The sequence below is a fragment of the Roseofilum sp. genome, assembly GCF_982964205.1.
Window position 1 is genome coordinate 117804 of the sequence record NZ_CEZBFX010000002.1, and the last position, 18409, is coordinate 136212.

Genomic DNA, 18409 nt, shown 5'->3' on the forward strand with positions numbered 1-18409 from the left:
ACTTAACCTTAAAACACTCTAGAGCAATTAGTCTGAGCTACCTTTAGAACTAGCCGCCTTCATTGCATCTGCCATTCCTCCACTCCTTACTCCACTGGACTCTTTCAAGAATCCACTGTAAGCTTCCATGCCATGTTCAGCGATATCCAAGCCTTCAAACTCTTGTTCTGGATGGACGCGGATACCGACTGTTGCTTTGAGCGCTAACCAGAAGATGGTACTAAGCAACACCGTAAAGCCACCAATGGTTAGAATACCGATAATTTGGGCAATCAGTTGATTGGCCCCACCGCCATAAAATAGGCCAGATTCCGTATTAAACAAGCCAACGGCTATAGTTCCCCAAGCCCCATTGACCAAGTGAACCGAAATCGCACCCACAGGGTCATCAATTTTGAGAACGGTATCGAAGAATCCAACTGCATAGACCACTAGGATGCCAGCAATTAAGCCAATAATCACAGCTCCGAGATAGGACACTCCATCGCAACCCGCCGTAATCCCTACCAGACCAGCCAGAATACCATTGATGATCATCGATAGGTCAGGCTTACCATCTTTGAGCCAAGAAACAGCGGTAGCTGAAACTCCACCAGCGGCAGCAGCTAGGTTAGTTGTGACCGCAATGTAAGGAACTGCTTCATCAGCCGCCAGTTGGGAACCGGGGTTAAATCCAAACCAGCCAATCCAGAGGATGAGACATCCCAATGTAGCAATACTCATACTGTGGCCGGGAATCGCGCGGGCTTGGCCATCTTCATATTTACCCAGCCGAGGCCCTAAGATCGCCGCACCCATCAAAGCTGCCCAACCTCCAACGGAGTGAACGACGGTAGAGCCAGCGAAATCAGAAAATCCCGTACCCAGGAAACCAATATCGCTTAACATGCCGCCACCCCAAACCCAGTGACCGGAGATGGGATAGCTAATGCCTACAATCAGTAGGGAGAAGAGAACAAAGGCGATAAACTCAATCCGTTCTGCTACTGCTCCCGAAACGATCGTGGCAGCCGTTCCAGCAAAGGCAGCTTGGAAAAGGAAGAATACCGGAATGGGTAACCCCCCAGGGAATGGGTCAAGACCATAGGTTGCCGGATCGGTACTGCTGAGGAACCAACCGCCACCTCCGATGAAGCCATTACCCGAGCCAAACATCAGGGAAAAGCCAATAGCCCAAAAGCTGAGAGTTGCTAGGGCAAAGACGATCAGGTTTTTGGAGAGGATGTTGACGGCGTTTTTCTGACGACAAAATCCGGTTTCTAACATGCCAAACCCAGCATTCATGAAGATGACCAGGATGGCAGCAATTAAAATCCAAATGGCATTGAGGACTCCTTGGATATATTCTGGAGACCCAGGTTGGGCAGCTTCTTGAGCTTGGGCGGCCACTTCCCAAATCACCACAATGATTGCGGATAGGGGAATACAGGCGATCCAATTGAGAGTACTGCGACGACCCCATAACAGGCGTAGGGCGCTCAGTTGGGGCCGTTGCCTCCAAGGCTTATGGCCCAAGAGGTTTGAGAGTTTTTTCGGACTCCCTCCGATATCAAGGCGTTGAGTTTTCAATGATTGTCTTTCCATGAATTTCTTTATTGGAGAATCACCGCAAAAATCAAAAATTTGGAGATGCAGTTTACTCACTGAGTAGGTGACAATAGATAGGCTTCCAGCTTTTCGTAGAACCAATCTCATCAGGATGCTGTCAAACTCAATGCCGACTTTAAGGTTTACTTTAAGCTTGGCTACTCCTTGAATTGGTTCTGTGAATACGATAGGTAGATTGCATCAATTTCGATGAGTTTATTCTGTACTCTAGACTACTTTTTGAAGATTCTCTTGAAAAATTATATTACATACTTTCTAAGTAATCTGCATATCCCAGACGTTCTAATTGAGTTTGTTTATCAATTACTGATTGATTAAGTTGTTGACGATAGGCTTGAACAGCTTGCAGTAACTGGGGTTGAGAAGTGGCTAAGATTTGAATCGCTAATAGTCCGGCATTCTGAGCGTTGCCGATCGCCACAGTTGCCACGGGAATTCCTCTGGGCATCTGTACAATGGAGTAGAGGGAGTCGAGTCCTTGTAGATGGCGAGAGGCTACAGGTACACCAATAACCGGTAAAGGCGTTAATGAAGCAACCATTCCCGGTAGATGGGCTGCCCCTCCAGCGCCAGCGATAATGACTTTAATGCCCCGTTCATGGGCTTTATGGGCATAGGTGACCATCCGTTCGGGCGTGCGATGGGCAGAAACAATGGCTACTTCAGTTGGGATTTGAAAGTCTTCGCAAACGGCGATCGCCGCTTTCATGGTGGGCAGATCGGAATCACTGCCCATAATAATACCAACGAGAGGATCGGACATAAGCATCAGGTATTGAGATTCAGGATTTGATACGATGCAATATACCGCTTAACGGAGGTCAAAATGAGCATTTATTTGGGCATCGATATCGGAGCCAGTACGGTAAAACTGGGATTATGGGATTCGGAAAACGGGGTGATTGGCGATCGCCTAGACAACCCCAGTCGAGCTTCCGAAGGCCCTGATGCTACCGTAAACGTGATTAAAAACGCCGCCCAAGAGATCTTCAAAATCAATAATGTTAATCCAAAAGAGGTCAAGGCGATCGGCGCATCTTGTCCCGCTCCCATTGACTCTTCAGGACTGTGCGTTTATCCCACCAACATCGATCGCTCCTGGCAAGGAGTAAACGTTCAACAGAAACTCTCCGATACCTTCAACTTACCCGCACTCCTCCTCAATGATGGCGATGCTGCTGCCTACCGAGAATACACCGTCAGAGAAGCTCAAAATCAAGCCTCTTCCTCCATGGCTCAGTTTATTACCGGAACCGGATTAGGAGGAGCCTTAATCATCAACGGTAAAATCTTTTCTAGTCCTGGAGTCAGCGCAGAATTCGGCCATATTCTCGTCGATACCAGCGAGAATGCCGACCTTTGTGGATGTGGTGCTAGAGGATGTGCCGAAACCAGAGCCTCCTTACTCGGACTCAGAAACATGGTCAAACACCGACAAGCCAAAGGCAATGTCCCCGAAGTTCTGCAAGGTAATCCCATGGAAGTTGCCAAAATACTCCGCGACCTCGGTCAAGCGGACAATCCCCTCCAAGATGTTACGGACATCTGGCATGAATATTTTACTAATTTGGGAAGAGCTGCCAAAAATGTCCTCAATACCATCGGATGCGACCTCGTTGTGATCTCTGGTGGAGCGCAGGAAAAACAGAAAACGGCATCTGATGAATCTTATAAACGATTTAAAAAGGATGCTATTGGTTGGATTCGCCATGAAATTGACCATTCTTTCCCCCATCTGAAAAACACTAGAGTCGAATGGTCAATTGATACCCTATCCGATAGTGCCGCTTATGGTGCAGCACAATATAGTGCTACCCACTGGTAATGGGTCATGGCTCTAAAGTAGTGTCTTAAAAAATTAGAGTGTTGTTGTGCTTTAGCGCGATGGAAGCTCAAAGCGGCTAAAGCGCAACAACAAAGAAAATATAATTCACCCGTTTCAAGAATCTTCACTTGCAATCATCTAATTTTATGAATCCTAACCTAAATATTATTAACGCCCACCTGCCCGGATATCAAGAACGACAGACGTTAGTGATTCGAGAGGGTCAGATTCAAGCCATCTTACCCACCCAAGACCAACACACTAGAGATCAACCCATCCTAGATGTTCAAGGGGACTGGATATCCTTGGCAGGAATCGACCTACAAATTAATGGCGCATTGGGATTAGCCTTTCCCGAAATTACCAGCGCAGACGAGGAAAAACTTAATCAAATTTGTCAACTTTTGTGGCAACAAGGGGTTAGCTATTTCTTGCCAACTCTAGTCACGACATCCATTGAAAATATCCACCGATCGTTAAAGGTTTTATCACAATTTTCACCCTCGAAAAATGCGGCTAAACCCTTGGGTATTCATTTAGAAGGGCCATGCTTAAACCAAGAAAAACGGGGCGCTCATCCTTGGGAATATCTGCTTCCCTTAACTCTAGAAAACATTAAACAGGTATTGGGTGACTATGCAGAAGTTGTAAAGGTCATCACCCTTGCACCAGAACTCGATCCCACAGGTGAAGTGATTTCCTACTTAACCTCCTTGGGAATTACAGTGAGTCTCGGTCACTCCCAAGCGACCCTAGAGCAAGCGAAATTGGCCTTTGCACAGGGCGCAACCATGGTGACCCATGCGTTTAATGCCATGCCCAGTTTACACCATCGAGACCCCGGTTTATTGGGCGCTGCATTAGTGAATCCCAAAATTTATTGTGGGTTAATTGCAGATGGAATTCATGTGTGTCCTACGATGATTGATCTTGTATTGCGAGCGAATTATAAAAATATTTTTCTGGTTAGTGATGCCCTGGCTCCTTTAGGTTTACCCGATGGAATTTATCCCTGGGATAGTCGAAACATTGAAGTCAAACAGGGAACTGCACGGTTACTCGATGGTACATTGTCGGGCACGACATTACCGTTATTTGCTGGAGTAGAAAATTTAGTGCGCTGGGGTGTTTGTGAGTTAGGCGAAGCAATTGAGTTAGCGACAGAAATTCCGCGAAAAGCTTTGGGGATGCCTGGCATTTCTGTGGGTCAACCTGCCGATCTACTCCGTTGGTCTTGGAATGAGTTGGAACAGCGATTAACTTGGGAGAGGTTAGAAACCCGGTTTCTTGAAGAAACCGGGTTTCTGGCTACAGATAATTGCTATAGCGGATTGATTTAGAAACCGATCCTGCCCCAGATTTGGTGATTGAAGTGGATTTAACTTCGATGACACAACCGAAGAATTATCAGGAGATCGCCCCTTCAGAACTGTGGATTTATAGAGAAAAAAAGTTATATTTCCATCAATTTGATCGTCAGGGTTATCAAGAAGTTCAAAAGAGCCAATGGTTTCCTGAGTATAATTTGAAGCTACTCATTCCAAATTATATTGAGCGGGGTTGGGAAATGGGTTCAAGTGTAGCGATTCGGGAATTTGAAGATATTGTGCGATCGCGCCCTTGATATTAGAAACCCGGTTTCTTGAAGAAACCGGGTTTCTGGCTCCCGACATATGGCTTACTCTTGAGAATCCCATCCCCACCAAGGACTGACCTCTATTCCTCCCCTTGGGGTAAAAACGACTCGGAAGGAATCCACCCCGCGATCGTCAAATTCAGAAGCTCGACTCATATCCGATAATGGGGTATTGTCCACCCAATCTTGAGCTTCATTTGAACTGGGAAGATAACCGGTAATTACGCCTTGAGAATCTACAAAAATGCGATAAGTTAGCCGTTGTTTAAATTGGGGATTGGTTTGCCAAGCTTGATCCAGTTGGGTATATACTTTTTGATTTAAATCCACTTGAGAGAGAGCCATAGATGGAGTATAGTCAAATGTTTTCACCGCACTCATGGCTTCTGGTTCGGGATGTTCCATTAGCACCCATTGAGTTAAATCCAAAACATAGTGACTCACCAAAGTAATCCGCTCATAAGACATAAAATAAAAATGCAGTTTATGGGGATTTTGGATATCTCGATGCATCACTAAGCCATTAATGCCGATATCCTTGCGATAATTCATGGCTAGATTGTATCCATCTAGCATGACACTAAATAAAGGACTCTTGTGGGGTGGATTTTGTTTCAACTGCTCGTAGTTATCGGTAAATGGGGGGGCAAACCCAATAGGAATATAGATTCCGCGATCGTACTGATCCGTGGAAACTTGGGGAATTTGATGCCAATCTACTCCACTGACGATAAATTTACGAAGTTTCCCGGACTGGCTCTTGAGAGTTAATTCCAATTCTAATAATTCTTCATTGGCTAAAGGGGATTCAATCGTTTTAGCTGTAGCACTCTGCAAATGGGAAATTTGACTATAATCGGTTTTCCAGAGTTTATTTGGATTATAAATTCCTGGAGGAACAAAACTTTGAAACTTCGGATTGGCTTGCTGCAAGTCTTCCCAAGTTTCAATGGTTTCTAGGGGTTGATTAACCACCATGAGTTTTGCTTTACTGATTTGCTCATTGGTGGCTAGAATATTTTCGTGTTTTAAGTCTTGGGCATCAACCAGATAGCGGCGTTTCGCTGTTCGTATTGCGTCTAAATCAAAGGGCATTCCACTATAGAAGTTAAATCCAGGCCAAGCTTCCATGGATGGGGCATGATCCCAATAGGAAACACCATTCAGTTCGCTGACAAGACGACTATAGGCTCCTTTGGGAAAGTCAAAGTAGCCTTGATAAATTTTTTGTTTTCCCTCTGAAGTTTCGGCAAAAACCGCTAATTCCCAATAGCCTGCACCTAAGCAATTATTGGTGACGGCAATGGAGATTTCTTCGCTGGAGTAACCCATGAAGCCGTCGGGTAGATAAATTTCTGGGGAACCCGCAGAGAAAATAACCCGTTGTCGATTAAATTCCCGTTCCGTGAGAAACCATTGCGTTAGGGCTTGATTCCCACGAATTGAGGCAGGAATTTGGGGAATCATTAACCGCAGATCGACATTGTTTAAGAGAATAGGGGTAGATTGTCCGTTCTGGCTGATTTCAAATTCGATATTATAGAGAGAATTTGGAGCACGATAGAAACTAATGTTTTCGCCAACGAGGTTAGAGCCTTGAACGGATTCAGTCTGGAGAGGAATTTGAGTTGAGTTAAAATTACCATAACGGAGATAGACAAATCCGGCGATCGCACTTAAACTCAGTACACTAGCTGCTAACGCACAAGGGATTACCCCATGGGGTAAGTTCGAGACATACTCAACGGTTTGAACGGGTTGAGTATTTTTGCTTTGAGGTGTCGGTAAAGTGGTCGTCACGAGCAAATCCTCCGGATTGTCTAAACCTGTATCGGATAAATCAATCCTAGAAATTGCGATCGCTCATCCACTTCGATCCAATCGCCCAAATCAACCGACTCTTGAGTACCAATCTAATCTAGTCCTAAAGAACTATATCCCCTTCACATAAGTGCAGACTTAAGATCCTCGATTCTGTGAAAAAGTTCCCGTAAGATCGGGTATAGATTCACAGATTTGTGCAAGATGAGGACAGGGGGAAGCCATGGGACGTTTTTCTGGATGGAAATCTTATTCTAATCATCCATTTTATCTTTTGCTTTACTTAGAATGGATTTTACTGGCAATTGCGGTGTTCGCAACCTTTGCCCCCTCTCCCGATGCTATTCATTTTTCACCGCCTCCGCGTCCCCAGGGTTGGGAAATACTCCCCCCCCATCCTCCCATGCCACCGAGTCGCCCAGGAAATCCCAGCCGGTTTATTCCTGGAATTCTCGCCAGTATTGGTAGTTTGGGATTAATGGGTTTGCGCTTGCCCCAAGTCCATCACCCATGGATTTATCAGGCACTGTATACCACTTTAGGGTTTGGTTTGAGTGGCTTGGCAGTTGCCTTTGGGGGGCGAGGGGCAACGTTTTTTTCTGCTCTCTTGCTAGTAGTTGTCATTCGAGGCTGTTTGATGTTTCCCTGGCGCGGACGGGTGATGGTGGCATTGGTGGCTTATGTTTCGTTTCTGGGGATGTTGATGGGAACAATTCTGAAACGGGTGGGATTTTTTCATTATTTGTCCCGTAAGGTGGAGCAACCTGCCGATTTGATGGAGTTTTTGTCTCCAAGATCCCAAGGGTTTGTTCTGCACTTAACCGTTAATTCAGCTCTTTTATTTGGATGGGTATTAGTGCTGGTTCTGTTATTGGTGGGAGCGCTATTGAGTGAAAAAAAAAGCCGACAAGATTTAAAGGAAGCTCATCGGGAACTCCGCCAATATGCCCTGTTGGTGGAAAATCAAGCGGCATTGCAAGAGAGAAATCGTATTGCCCGTGAGATTCATGATTCGGTTGGTCATTATTTAACCGCTCAGAGTATCCAGTTGGAGAATACAACGGTGTTCTTAGCTGAAGATCCCCCTAAGGCTCAGGGGTATTTAAAGGAAGCACAACGGTTAGGGAAAGAAGCACTGAAGGATGTGCGCCATTCGGTGTCTGCTCTGCGAGCCGATCCGTTGAAGGGGAAGACGTTTGAAGCTGCTCTGATGGAGTTATTGCAAGAAGTGAAGCAGACGACGGGAATTCGCATTGAGTGCAAGTTTAAGGTGAGATCAGCGTTATCTAAAAAATGCTCAACAGCGCTGTATCGGGTGGTTCAGGAGGCTCTAACGAATGTGGCGCGTCATAGTGAGGCAACGCGGGTACAAGTGTATCTGATGGAAGCGAGTGGAATGGTGTGTTTGCGTTTGCAGGATAATGGACAAGGGTTTGAGCGGAATCTCAATTCTACAGGATTTGGGTTGCGAGGAATGCAAGACCGAATTCAGGCGATCGGTGGACGCTTTGAAATCAAGAGTGCGTCAGGGAAAGGCTGTCAAGTTGAGGCAGATATTCCGATCAATTAATCGTATCAAATCTGGGTAATCAATTAAAGTATCGGTTAGGGTGTGCAGGATAGGGTTGTGTAATTTGAATGATGCCGCTTATCCTCCTGCCCACCCTTAAAAATAGATCCGATCCAAATATGAGATGCACCCGGTATGGTATTGTTCTGTGGCGATCTACACTTCTACACTCTATTGGCAATGACGGCAAATTCTCTCGATTGTCGATCGTAAGGGGTTCCCGCAACGTCGGAATAGATCCCTTTAATTGCAAAACCAGCATTAACCAACTCACTCTCAAGCTCCTCTGGCGTAAAATATTGCAACCAGTTGTACACATATCTGGTTCGCTCTGACTCAATAATTGTGTACTTGTCCAGCACTACCTTCTCTTGATTGTATTTGAAGGTATTTAGAAAGCCGTAATACTTGTGAGGTGACCAGAAACCGTTGAGTTGGTTCACCTCATATGTTGCCGTTTCTTCCCTTTGTTCAAATGCAGCCAGGGAATAAACATCAAGTAGGACTGAACCGCTCGGTTTCAAAATCTTATGGAATAGGTCTAGTATTTTTTTTCTTTGTGTTGGACTAAGGGCGCAGAAATCACACATAATCATCAGTACGAGATCGAATCGTTCTTCTGTGTCAAAATTGAGGTAGTTCTGATTTATATAGCTGATATTTAATTGTTCGCGGGCTGCAATTTTCCTTCCGTACTCGATGGATCTCTTCGAGAAATCGATGCCGGTTACAGATGCGTCGCGTTTCGCCAAACGGCTTGCATACAGTCCAGGACCACAGCCGAAATCAGCTAAATAAGTTTCACTGCCGATGTTGAACTCAGATGCGATCCATTCCACCGATCGATTGATGAATTCAGCTTTTCTCGAAGAAACATTAATGGCTGGATTAAGATGAAACGAGAGCATCTGCTTTGATGTATGTTCATCAGTCCAGAGATCGCTTGCGGTGTAAAATTGGAATGGTTCGGGGCATTCGTTAATTTTTTCTAATTCGTCAAACATTTTCACTCCATATTTATTCTACTCTTAGTTAATCTCATAATCGTAACCTGGCTTGGTTAAAAATAACTGTCGGTGACGGGCAAAATCTTCTTCACAAGTCCTTAAGGAAACCAAAGTGTAAAATCTGGCTGTTCTCCTATCTGATTTAGGACGCAGAATTCGCCCTAAGCGCTGCGCTTCCTCCTGTCGAGAACCATACTTACCAAAAACCTGAATCAAGACATCCGCATCGGGTAAGTCAAGGGCAAAATTTCCTACCCGAGACAATACGAAGCCATCTATGTCTCCATCCCGAAATTGCTGAAAAAGAACTTCCCGTTGCTTCTGAGTTGTTTTGCCGGTAATTAGAGGAAACTGAGATAACTCAGCTAAAGTTTTCAGTTGTTCTATATATTCCCCAATCACCCCTAAAAGATGACAGCATACACTAGGCCAGCTATGACAGAGCCAATAAAGGCAAAGCTCAGATAGGCCAAAAAGACGGGACGACGAGCGAGGGCGAACACAGCAATCATTGCGGGGATGCTGGTTGCACCACCAGCTAACAGAAAGGCCATGCCAGCTCCTGGTGCCATTCCCTGTTGAATCAGTCCGCCAATGAGAGGCAAGGCGGCAAAGCCATTGAGATAGAGGGGAATACCGACGATTGCAGCGCCTACAATGGAGAGAAAACTGCTATCACCAACTAGGGTCTGAATCCAAGCATTGGGGATGTAAACGAGCATCAGGCTCTCAATCATGAAGGCTAAAGCGAGCCATTTTCCTAAGAACCAGGCGTTTTTACCGGCACTGTGCCAAAATTTTTGTCGTCGCTCGACTTGCTGCCAGAATTTCCAGACGATAGGCTTGGGTTTGCGGACTCGACTGCCCCCACAGCCTCCATTTCCCACTCCTTCACGTAGGGGTTGGGTAAAGGCTCGGAGGGCAACACCGGAACGGATCAGGGCTAGGGTGCCAAAACCACCTAATAATCCGATACCAATGGTTGCGACTGTTTTGGCGATCGCAAATTGTAGACCTAGCGTCCCCACTGTCAGCACGAACATAGACGGGTCCATCAAGGGAGATGAAAGCCAGAATGCCATCACCGCAGCGACAGGCACACCCATGGTGAGTAAGGCGGCAATGAGGGGGATAACGCCACAGGAACAAAAGGGTGAAAAGGCTCCAAATACAGAAGCGACAACCACCATTACTGAGATTCGACCTTGAAAGGCTCTGGAGATCAGGTTATCTGCACCGCTTGCTTGGGTATACGCGGCAATTCCAATGGATAGGAATAAAAAGGGGGCGACACTCGAAAGACTGTTGAGTGTGAACGCTAGAGTATCAGAGACTTGAGGGCGTTCGATGAGGGCGAGCAAGAAAAGGATGAGGGCGATCGCCAATACTACCCGATCGAGTTTCAGAACGCTACGATTCAATCTTGTCAGTACATTAGTTGCCATGAGACTTAACTCCTTTGATATTTAGGCAAATATCGAAATAAAAAAACAAAAATTTTTATATGAAATCCCAAAAACTCTGCTGCATTTCAATCCCCGTGTGTGGAGTGTCAATTATCTATAGCAAAACTCTAAGGAGTTCATATCCCCCTTGCTCTCAACCCTCTGCATCTTCTGATTCACGAGTTGGTGCAACGTTCATTTCATCCAATGGAATGACTTGATTGCGCGTGCAACACTCCTCAAACAGGAAGTCGATCAGAGATTTGAGAGTTTGGGATCGAACACTGTACCAGATCCACTGACGCTCTTTCTCTGCGGTCACAATACCCACCTGCCGTAATTTGTCCAGATGGTGGGACAGGGTGGACGCAGAAATCCCCAGTTCCTTCTGAATCTCTCCAGCCGGTAACCCCTTTGGATTGGCGGACAGCAGTAAGCGGACAATTTTTAAACGTGAGGATTGCCCGAGAGCAGCAAAGACCCTTGAAATGTGGTCGAGAGACAAGTCAGTGGTTTTAGTTGATTCCATATTTCTATAATAATCGAAATTGAAGGGATGTCAAGTGGTATTCTGCTCAATATCCAGGGAATGGCCGAAGAAGAAACCTTAGTTCATCTTCACCGGTAAGGCGATCGTCCATTCTGTGCCTTCCCATTCCGTAGAAGAATACTCCAGGGTTCCTAGATGTTGCTCAGTAATAATTTGATAGGCAATGGAGAGTCCTAAGCCTGTCCCTTGCCCCACATCCTTGGTCGTAAAAAAGGGATCAAATAATCGAGATTTTATGGACTCTTTAATCCCAATCCCATTATCAGTGATACTGATTTTCACCAAGCCAGCCTCGACAAATTGCGTTATTATGCTGATTTGACCAGTATAGGATTGAACGTCATTACGGAATAGAGTGCGATCGCGCTCTTCAATGGCATCTATGGCATTCATCATTAAATTCATAAACACCTGATTTAACTGATCGGGATAACATTCCACCAAGGGTAAGTCAGCATACTCTTTTTTAATTTGAATCTCTCGACGATGTTGATCCCCTTGTAATCTAGATTGTAGTAACGTTAAACTACTCTCCAATCCCTGATGAATATCCACTGCTTTAATCCCCACCTGATCCATATGAGAAAAAATCCGCAAAGAAGAAACAATAGAATCAATACGATTCGCTCCCTGCTTCATGGACTCTAAAATTTTCGGTAGATCTTCCATTAAAAATTCAAAATCAATCTCTTCTATCGTTTCCGCTACCTGTGGCTGAGGATGAGGATAGCTTTCCTGATAAGCCTCAATCAGACCCATTAAATCTTGTATATAAGTTTCTGCATAGCCTAAATTCCCATAGATAAAACTAATCGGATTATTAATTTCATGGGCAATTCCTGCCACTAATTGCCCTAAACTCGACATCTTCTCAGTTTGGATGAGTTGAGATTGAGTCTGGCGCAATTCGGCTAACGTTTTTTCTAGTTCTTCTGTCTTCCGTCTGAGTTTATATTCGGATTCTCGCAAATCAGATTCTGCTTGCTTACGCGCGGTTATATTTTCTTGAATCCCTAAAAAATGAGTCATTTTCCGATCGGCATTGAACATAGGAGAAATGGTCGCATGTGCCCAGTATAGAGAACCATCCTTGCGTCGGTTGTGAAACTCCCCTCGCCATTCATTTCCTGATTTAATCGTCTTCCATAATTCTTTATAATATGCCTTACTCTGCGCTCCAGAATTCAAAATCCGTGGTGTTTTTCCTTGAACTTCTTGTAAACTATACCCGGTCATTTGAGTAAACTGGGAATTAACATATTCAATTTTCCCTTTTAAATCCGTAATAATAATACCATTGGCACTTTGTTCTACAGCTTGCGAAAGTTGACGCACTTTCTCTTCCGCTTTTCGGCGAGGTGTAATATCTAAACTATACTCAATTATTTGTACCAAGTTTCCTTGAGCATCCAAAATAGGATAGGCATGGACTTCTACAAACATTGGATTTCCTTGGGCATCAAAATGAGTATGTTCTACAACTGTAGGCTGTTTTGTTTTTCGCAAAATTTCTAATGGACAGGGAGAAGAACCCTCGATATTATCCCCACAAATACTATTGCACTTATGAGTTAAAGAGTAACACTGAGCATCCTTAATTTTACCTAGTTTTTCGGCCGCAGTATTGGCAGTAATAATTTTATGATTAGCTGCATCAATAACATAAAAAGCATCAGCTAGAGAGTTAATGACATTATTCAAAAAACGATTTTGTTGCTCAATCTTTATTTCTGCATCCTGGTGTTTAATTTTAGCATCTGTTAACCCGATCGAAAGAATTAAAACGATCGCCGTTAATCCGAGAAACGGTAGAGTAATTTTTTTGCGAATAGGGAGTAGAATTTCCTGGAGATCCTCCGGAGATACATAGGACACCACTTTCCAATAATACTCGGATGCACCGATCTCTAAATCACTGGCAGTAAAGGCATCTGGAGCGCCCGTACTAGATTTCTGTCCCTCACCTAAGGGATAGATAGTGACAAACGTAAACAATCCATTTTTAGTATAAAATTGACTTTTACGTTCCTGACTAATGCGTTGCCATTCCTGGGGAAACTGCTTGGCAAACGTTTGCGGGAGTTCAGTGGGGCGATCGCTATACATAAACCCCCATAGCTGCAATTCTGAAACTCCGGTAAACCAAAATCCTTCCGCATTTAATAACATCAGATTGCCCGGAGCATGAAGCGCTTTCTTTTTTAGTTCAGTTAACAATTCATTGCCTAGATAATTCACTAACATCACGCCTCGTTTCTGCCCCTGTTCATCGAATACAGGCATCCCAAATCGAATCGTGGGCTTTAAGGGCTGTTCAATATTGCCTTGTTCCATGTTCAAATCAAAGGGAGACACAAAAATTTCTCCCGCCGGAAGTACCCAGGTATCTTGAAAGTAATAGCGATTGACTTTATTTTGTAGTTTCTCCACTGGCACAACCGAGGGCTGACCTTTATTAAAATTAACCCGAACAATTTCGAGTCCAGTTTGATCTAAAAATCGAATTTGATCGTAGAGGTGTTTATGGACAGAAAAGTGAAATAATTCATTGGATAGAGCATTCCGTTGCTCAACCATGGAGTCAACTAGATAATTTTGCAGTTCATTCAATTCAGCTAAGATTTTCAAATCAGATACAATTAACTGAAACTCTCTGGAAATTTGATCCGTTTGTCCTTCAAGGCTGTTGGTTACCTGGATTTGTAATAGGGTTTTCGCTTGCTTGATCTCTTGAGTATAGATAAAACCAGTAACGGCAGTGATAGGGGCGATCAAGATTAAAAAAATGATCAGTAATCGGTATGCTTTTTTAGATTGAATCAAAGAGATGAATTGAGTCATGGTATATTTTTCTGCTATAGATCATTAGACCTCTTGCAAATTAATTTTATGCTACACTTAAGGTTTTTTGTGTTTCAGAAGCGAGAGTTAACTCATAGTTACAGCGCTTCGCGCTGCTATGAGGTACATTGTTGATCGTAGATGTGAGTTGTCATTGCGACCGCAGGGAAGCAATCGCCAAGATTGGGGGATTTTGCGATTGCTTCATTCCACTTCGTTCCATTCGCAATGACTGATCTCAATGAGACTGTACTCCGTTACAGCGCTTTGCGCTGTATTCTCCCAAGCTGCTACCATTGCCTATTGCCTAACTTTTAACTGTCAACTGATGCTCGACAAGGGGACGCAGACTATTAACTCCAGCAGCGATCGCCGATCCATTGTGAATAGCAGTTGCTAGCAAAGGATGCAGTCCCACACTCGACGCTAACCCCAACGCCGCTAAATTAGGGGCAACCACCAAGGCAATATTTTGATCGATCAGATTGCGGGTTTGACGAGCAATAGAAATTGCTTCGAGTAAATCGAGTAAATTATTATTCATCAACACCACATCCGCCGTTTCCCGAGCAATCTCTGAACCCTGTTCAAAAGACACTGCTACATCGGCATAAGCGAGGGCAACCGAATCATTTAAACCATCTCCTACAAAGGCGACAGTCCGCCCAGAACGGTGTAAATCCCGCAAAATCCGAGCCTTATCATCGGGGAACGCTTCGGCATACACTTGGGAGGTCGGAATACCCAGTTCCTGGGCCACTTGAGCCGCTCGTTGGGGGCGATCGCCCGTTAACAAATGAACATCAATGCCATAACTCTTTTGTAGAGTTTGAATTAGGCGATCGCTCTCTGGACGCAGGGGATCGCGATAGTGGATAACACCTTGAAACTGCTGCTCACAAGCCACATAAATCTCAGAGGGGGCATCTATCTGTGTCTCTACCTGTCTGCCATCTACACTTTCCCACTCAATGCCAGCCTGGTGTAAAAAGCGCTGACTGCCAACTAAAACCTCCTGACCTTCAATTTGAGCGCGAACCCCTAAACCCAGTTCATAGAACCATTCTCCCCGTGAAGGAATGGTTACCCCCTTCTGATGGGCATAGTCAACAATGGCTTCAGCCACAGGATGATTCAGCCGTTGTTCAGCGGCGGCGGCTAGTTGTAGCACTCGCTCTTCAGATGACCCATTGAAAGGAGTAATTCCCGATACTGTGACAATCCCTTGGGTGAGGGTTCCCGTTTTATCAAATACTACTGTATCCACTTCCGCCAATTGTTCTAACGTCCGACCGCTGCGAACCAAAATGCCATGGCGAGTCGTATGGTTCAAAGCGCCTAAAAAGGCGGTGGGAATGGAGACACGAATGCCGGTTACAAAGTCTAGAGTGAGGATAGCGGCTGCCCTAGAGGGATCGCCTGTGGTGAGCCAAACGAGAGCAGCGAGAAATAGAGAGGGTGAAATCAGGCGATCGGCGATTTTTTCGGCATAGTTAGCCATGCGAGTATCATGGACAGGAGCTTTTTGCAATAGGGCGAGGCTCAAGGCAGCGCGGGTTTGGTTACCTACGCGATCGGCACGCAAATACAGTTGACCCGATCGCAGCAATGTCGAAGCTAATACCGATTCTCCTTCCTGTCTAACCACCGGCATGGCTTCCCCAGTGAGCTGCTGTTGGTCGATCACGCCTTCACCTCGCAATACCGTGCCATCGACAGGAATTTGCTCTCCAGGGTAAACAATAACCGTCTGGCCGACTTCCACGCGATCGCTAGGAATTTGCTGTGGGGGTTGGTCTTCTTCCAGTTTCACCCAAGCAAACCGCCCGATCGCCTCTTGTAAGTCCGCCGTCCGCACTTCCGTTGCTCTAGCCGTTTGTTCGCGGATGATATCCCCCAATTCATGGAGCAAGATCACCATCATGGGAGTCACCTGTTTTCCTTGCCACGCATTTAAACTGAGAGCCAGAAAATCCAAACAATCAATATTTAAGCGCTGTTCATTGACAATACTCTGCCATGCTCGTTTGGCAACTGGAAAAGCAATCAATAGAAAGGCGATCGTTGTCACTGGACGCAAGCCAACCCATCGAGGGAGAGTCCGACTCAGCAGAGCCAGGGAAGTCGCCACCAACGGGAGACGTAAACTTGACCACCCTTCTGAACTGTCTTGACTCGGCAGAGCAGGATGTGGTTCTGGAGTAAGATTCTGACTAATCTTTTCGATCCGATCCTCTACAGTCTGTCTGATCTGCCCTTCCTGCAAAACTTCAGGAGTATAACCAACCACTAGAGAAGCTGATAGCTGATTAATCCGAACATGCCTCACCCCCGGCCAAGTAGACAGGGTTGCTTGCAGTTGAGAAGCATAAGTCGAATTTTCTTTCAGTTCGGGAACTCGCAAGCGAATTCGCCCAGGAATTGAATGAACGGTCTTTAGCATGGAGTATGGGATGGAGGAGTGGGGGATGGGGGGGGCATCTATTGCCTGTTGCCTATTACTTGTTGCGTTCAGATTCTGAATCTCGATCGCTTTGACCATCCAGGTTTGTAGAATTGGCTTGATCGAGGATATTGAGTAAATACATGCCCAATTCTAATTCTGACATGCCCTCTCCATCGTATTGAATAATGAGGGAAGCTGCTGCTGGGTTAGTCCGCACATGCTTGACTTTCGACTCGGCACTCAGAAGTTTTTCTAGGCGTTTGGCATAGAGCATGTCATTCATTAAACGAGGGATGCGTAAACGAATTCTCCCAGGGACAGAATGGACAATTTTATAATCTTCTTCCTCTTGATTCGATTGTTCTTCACTGGCAGGTAAGACTTGTTGATCGTTTTCTGAGTTGGGCTTGGCTTGTTTCTTGAGTTGTTGGATCGCTTGACGGACTAGGGCGGCGATCGTCAGGTTTACTAATAAGGCTTGTGCCCCTCGTAACTGTAAGCGACTGGTAACTAACAATCCAGTGACAACCGGTAAAATTGCAGTGATTTCACCGGTATTGTCTAGCCATTGTCCTAATTGAGAACTGAACTCAGAAGAGGGTTGGATACTCTGTGCCACTGTTGCAGGAGAAATGTCCGAAGGAGATGCAGCGTCGGTCATGATTTTTAACTATTTTTGGGTTTATTGTCGCGAGACTTTAAATGATCCATCTTTCATCATACTTCACAGTCAAGAAATAAATAGATCTCTAAATTAAAAATTAATATTTATCTGAATTTTGCGAAATATTACAGAAGTGAAGATTAAAAATAGATTAAGAACTTTTTTGAACTAAAGGTTAAATCTTTTTTAATCCTTTCACTATTTATTGGGGATTAGAGTAGACTGTCGATGGCATCTAAATGAAAATAATTAGCAATTCCAATGAATCGCCCTCAAGTTGTTGGTTGGAGGAAAAGACGCAGAGGAAAAAAAATGAACCATCACCCTTCAGGGTCAGGACAGCATGATGACGACAACTCCTACGACTACATAGGAGACAGTTCGAGCCTAGATAGTCAAGAGGAAGCAGCATCAGAACGCCTAGACGTTAATGCCTTTTTGCTCAGTGAAGCACAACCTGGACAGCAGGTATGGGTCAAGGGGTTTCAAGGCAAAGGGGGCATCTCTCGCCTGTTAGCCATGGGAATTACCCCAGGATCTCAGTTGCAAATTTTGAGTCACCAAGGGAGTGGCTCGGTGGTCGTGGCGATCGCCGATAACCGCTTAGGCTTAGGTGCAGGTCTAGCCTCACGAGTCTTAGTCACAGACACAAATCTATCCTTACATCCACACTCAGATATGGAAAACTCAACCTCCACACTCCATTTAGGAGACCTAGCTGTAGGCACAAAAGGGCGCATTCTCGGCTATGAAAAGACCCATCGCGCCTACAAAAGTAAACTCCTCTCCATGGGCCTCACTCCAAGTACAGAATTTACCGTTATTCGCGTAGCGCCCCTAGGCGATCCCGTTGAAATTCAAATACGAGGCTTTCATTTAACTGTACGCAAACAAGAAGCCGAAGCCTTACAAGTAGAACGTTTATAGCGCTTTTCGCTTCGCGCTGGTCATAGGTAATGGGTAATAGATCCCCCCATCCCCCTATCCCCCTATCCC

14 protein-coding genes and 1 pseudogene are annotated in these 18409 nt (G+C 45.1%); 5 read left to right on the forward strand and 10 right to left on the reverse strand.

The window, feature by feature from the left end:
- Window positions 1-27: 27 nt before the first annotated feature.
- The gene (locus AC3A14_RS01170; protein ID WP_413039209.1) at window positions 28-1584 is read right to left on the reverse strand and encodes an ammonium transporter; all 1557 of its coding nucleotides are present in this window, start codon (window positions 1582-1584) and stop codon (window positions 28-30) included.
- A 268-nt stretch (window positions 1585-1852) separates the two neighbouring features.
- Entirely contained in the window at window positions 1853-2371 is a 519-nt protein-coding gene (gene purE, locus AC3A14_RS01175) for a 5-(carboxyamino)imidazole ribonucleotide mutase (protein ID WP_318731957.1), read from the reverse strand.
- 63 nt (window positions 2372-2434) lie between these two features.
- Here purE and AC3A14_RS01180 point away from each other — a divergent pair, with 63 nt between their 5' ends.
- From AC3A14_RS01180 to AC3A14_RS01190, 3 genes are all read left to right on the forward strand, one after another.
- On the forward strand, window positions 2435-3433 hold the full coding sequence (locus AC3A14_RS01180) for an ROK family protein (protein WP_318698337.1): 999 nt from the start codon (window positions 2435-2437) through the stop codon (window positions 3431-3433).
- 146 nt (window positions 3434-3579) lie between these two features.
- Window positions 3580-4773: an N-acetylglucosamine-6-phosphate deacetylase gene (gene nagA, locus AC3A14_RS01185; RefSeq protein ID WP_318731958.1), complete on the forward strand. Its 1194-nt coding sequence runs from the start codon at window positions 3580-3582 to the stop codon at window positions 4771-4773.
- 47 nt (window positions 4774-4820) lie between these two features.
- On the forward strand, window positions 4821-5057 hold the full coding sequence (locus tag AC3A14_RS01190; RefSeq protein WP_318731959.1) for a hypothetical protein: 237 nt from the start codon (window positions 4821-4823) through the stop codon (window positions 5055-5057).
- A gap of 54 nt (window positions 5058-5111) precedes the next feature.
- Here the strand turns inward: AC3A14_RS01190 and AC3A14_RS01195 are convergent, their stop codons facing one another.
- Window positions 5112-6869 (reverse strand): thioredoxin domain-containing protein, encoded by a 1758-nt coding sequence (locus AC3A14_RS01195; RefSeq protein WP_318731960.1) that lies wholly within the window; start codon window positions 6867-6869, stop codon window positions 5112-5114.
- Window positions 6870-7113: 244 nt separating this feature from the next.
- Between AC3A14_RS01195 and AC3A14_RS01200 the strand changes: the two genes are divergently transcribed.
- Window positions 7114-8460, forward strand: coding sequence for a sensor histidine kinase (locus AC3A14_RS01200; RefSeq protein ID WP_318731961.1), 1347 nt, complete (start codon window positions 7114-7116; stop codon window positions 8458-8460).
- A 164-nt stretch (window positions 8461-8624) separates the two neighbouring features.
- Here AC3A14_RS01200 and AC3A14_RS01205 read toward each other — a convergent pair whose 3' ends face one another.
- From AC3A14_RS01205 to AC3A14_RS01235, 7 genes and pseudogenes are all read right to left on the reverse strand, one after another.
- Window positions 8625-9464, reverse strand: a complete 840-nt coding sequence (locus AC3A14_RS01205) for a class I SAM-dependent methyltransferase (RefSeq protein WP_318731962.1) — start codon at window positions 9462-9464, stop codon at window positions 8625-8627.
- Window positions 9465-9488: 24 nt separating this feature from the next.
- Window positions 9489-9881 (reverse strand): annotated as a pseudogene (locus tag AC3A14_RS01210) (helicase-related protein); the annotation flags it as partial.
- Window positions 9872-10912 (reverse strand): permease, encoded by a 1041-nt coding sequence (locus AC3A14_RS01215; protein WP_318731964.1) that lies wholly within the window; start codon window positions 10910-10912, stop codon window positions 9872-9874. The pseudogene AC3A14_RS01210 and the gene AC3A14_RS01215, both read right to left, overlap by 10 nt.
- A 154-nt stretch (window positions 10913-11066) precedes the next feature.
- A complete protein-coding gene (locus AC3A14_RS01220) occupies window positions 11067-11441 on the reverse strand; it encodes an ArsR/SmtB family transcription factor (protein WP_318731965.1) in 375 nt (124 codons plus the stop codon).
- Window positions 11442-11519: 78 nt separating this feature from the next.
- Complete coding sequence (locus AC3A14_RS01225) at window positions 11520-14303, reverse strand: PAS domain S-box protein (RefSeq protein WP_318731966.1); 2784 nt, start codon at window positions 14301-14303, stop codon at window positions 11520-11522.
- Between the two features lie 307 nt (window positions 14304-14610).
- Window positions 14611-16746 (reverse strand): heavy metal translocating P-type ATPase, encoded by a 2136-nt coding sequence (locus AC3A14_RS01230; RefSeq protein ID WP_318731306.1) that lies wholly within the window; start codon window positions 16744-16746, stop codon window positions 14611-14613.
- A 55-nt stretch (window positions 16747-16801) separates the two neighbouring features.
- Entirely contained in the window at window positions 16802-17410 is a 609-nt protein-coding gene (locus AC3A14_RS01235) for an HMA2 domain-containing protein (protein ID WP_318731307.1), read from the reverse strand.
- A 315-nt stretch (window positions 17411-17725) separates the two neighbouring features.
- Here AC3A14_RS01235 and AC3A14_RS01240 point away from each other — a divergent pair, with 315 nt between their 5' ends.
- Window positions 17726-18340, forward strand: coding sequence for a FeoA family protein (locus tag AC3A14_RS01240; protein WP_318731308.1), 615 nt, complete (start codon window positions 17726-17728; stop codon window positions 18338-18340).
- Window positions 18341-18409: the final 69 nt, after the last annotated feature.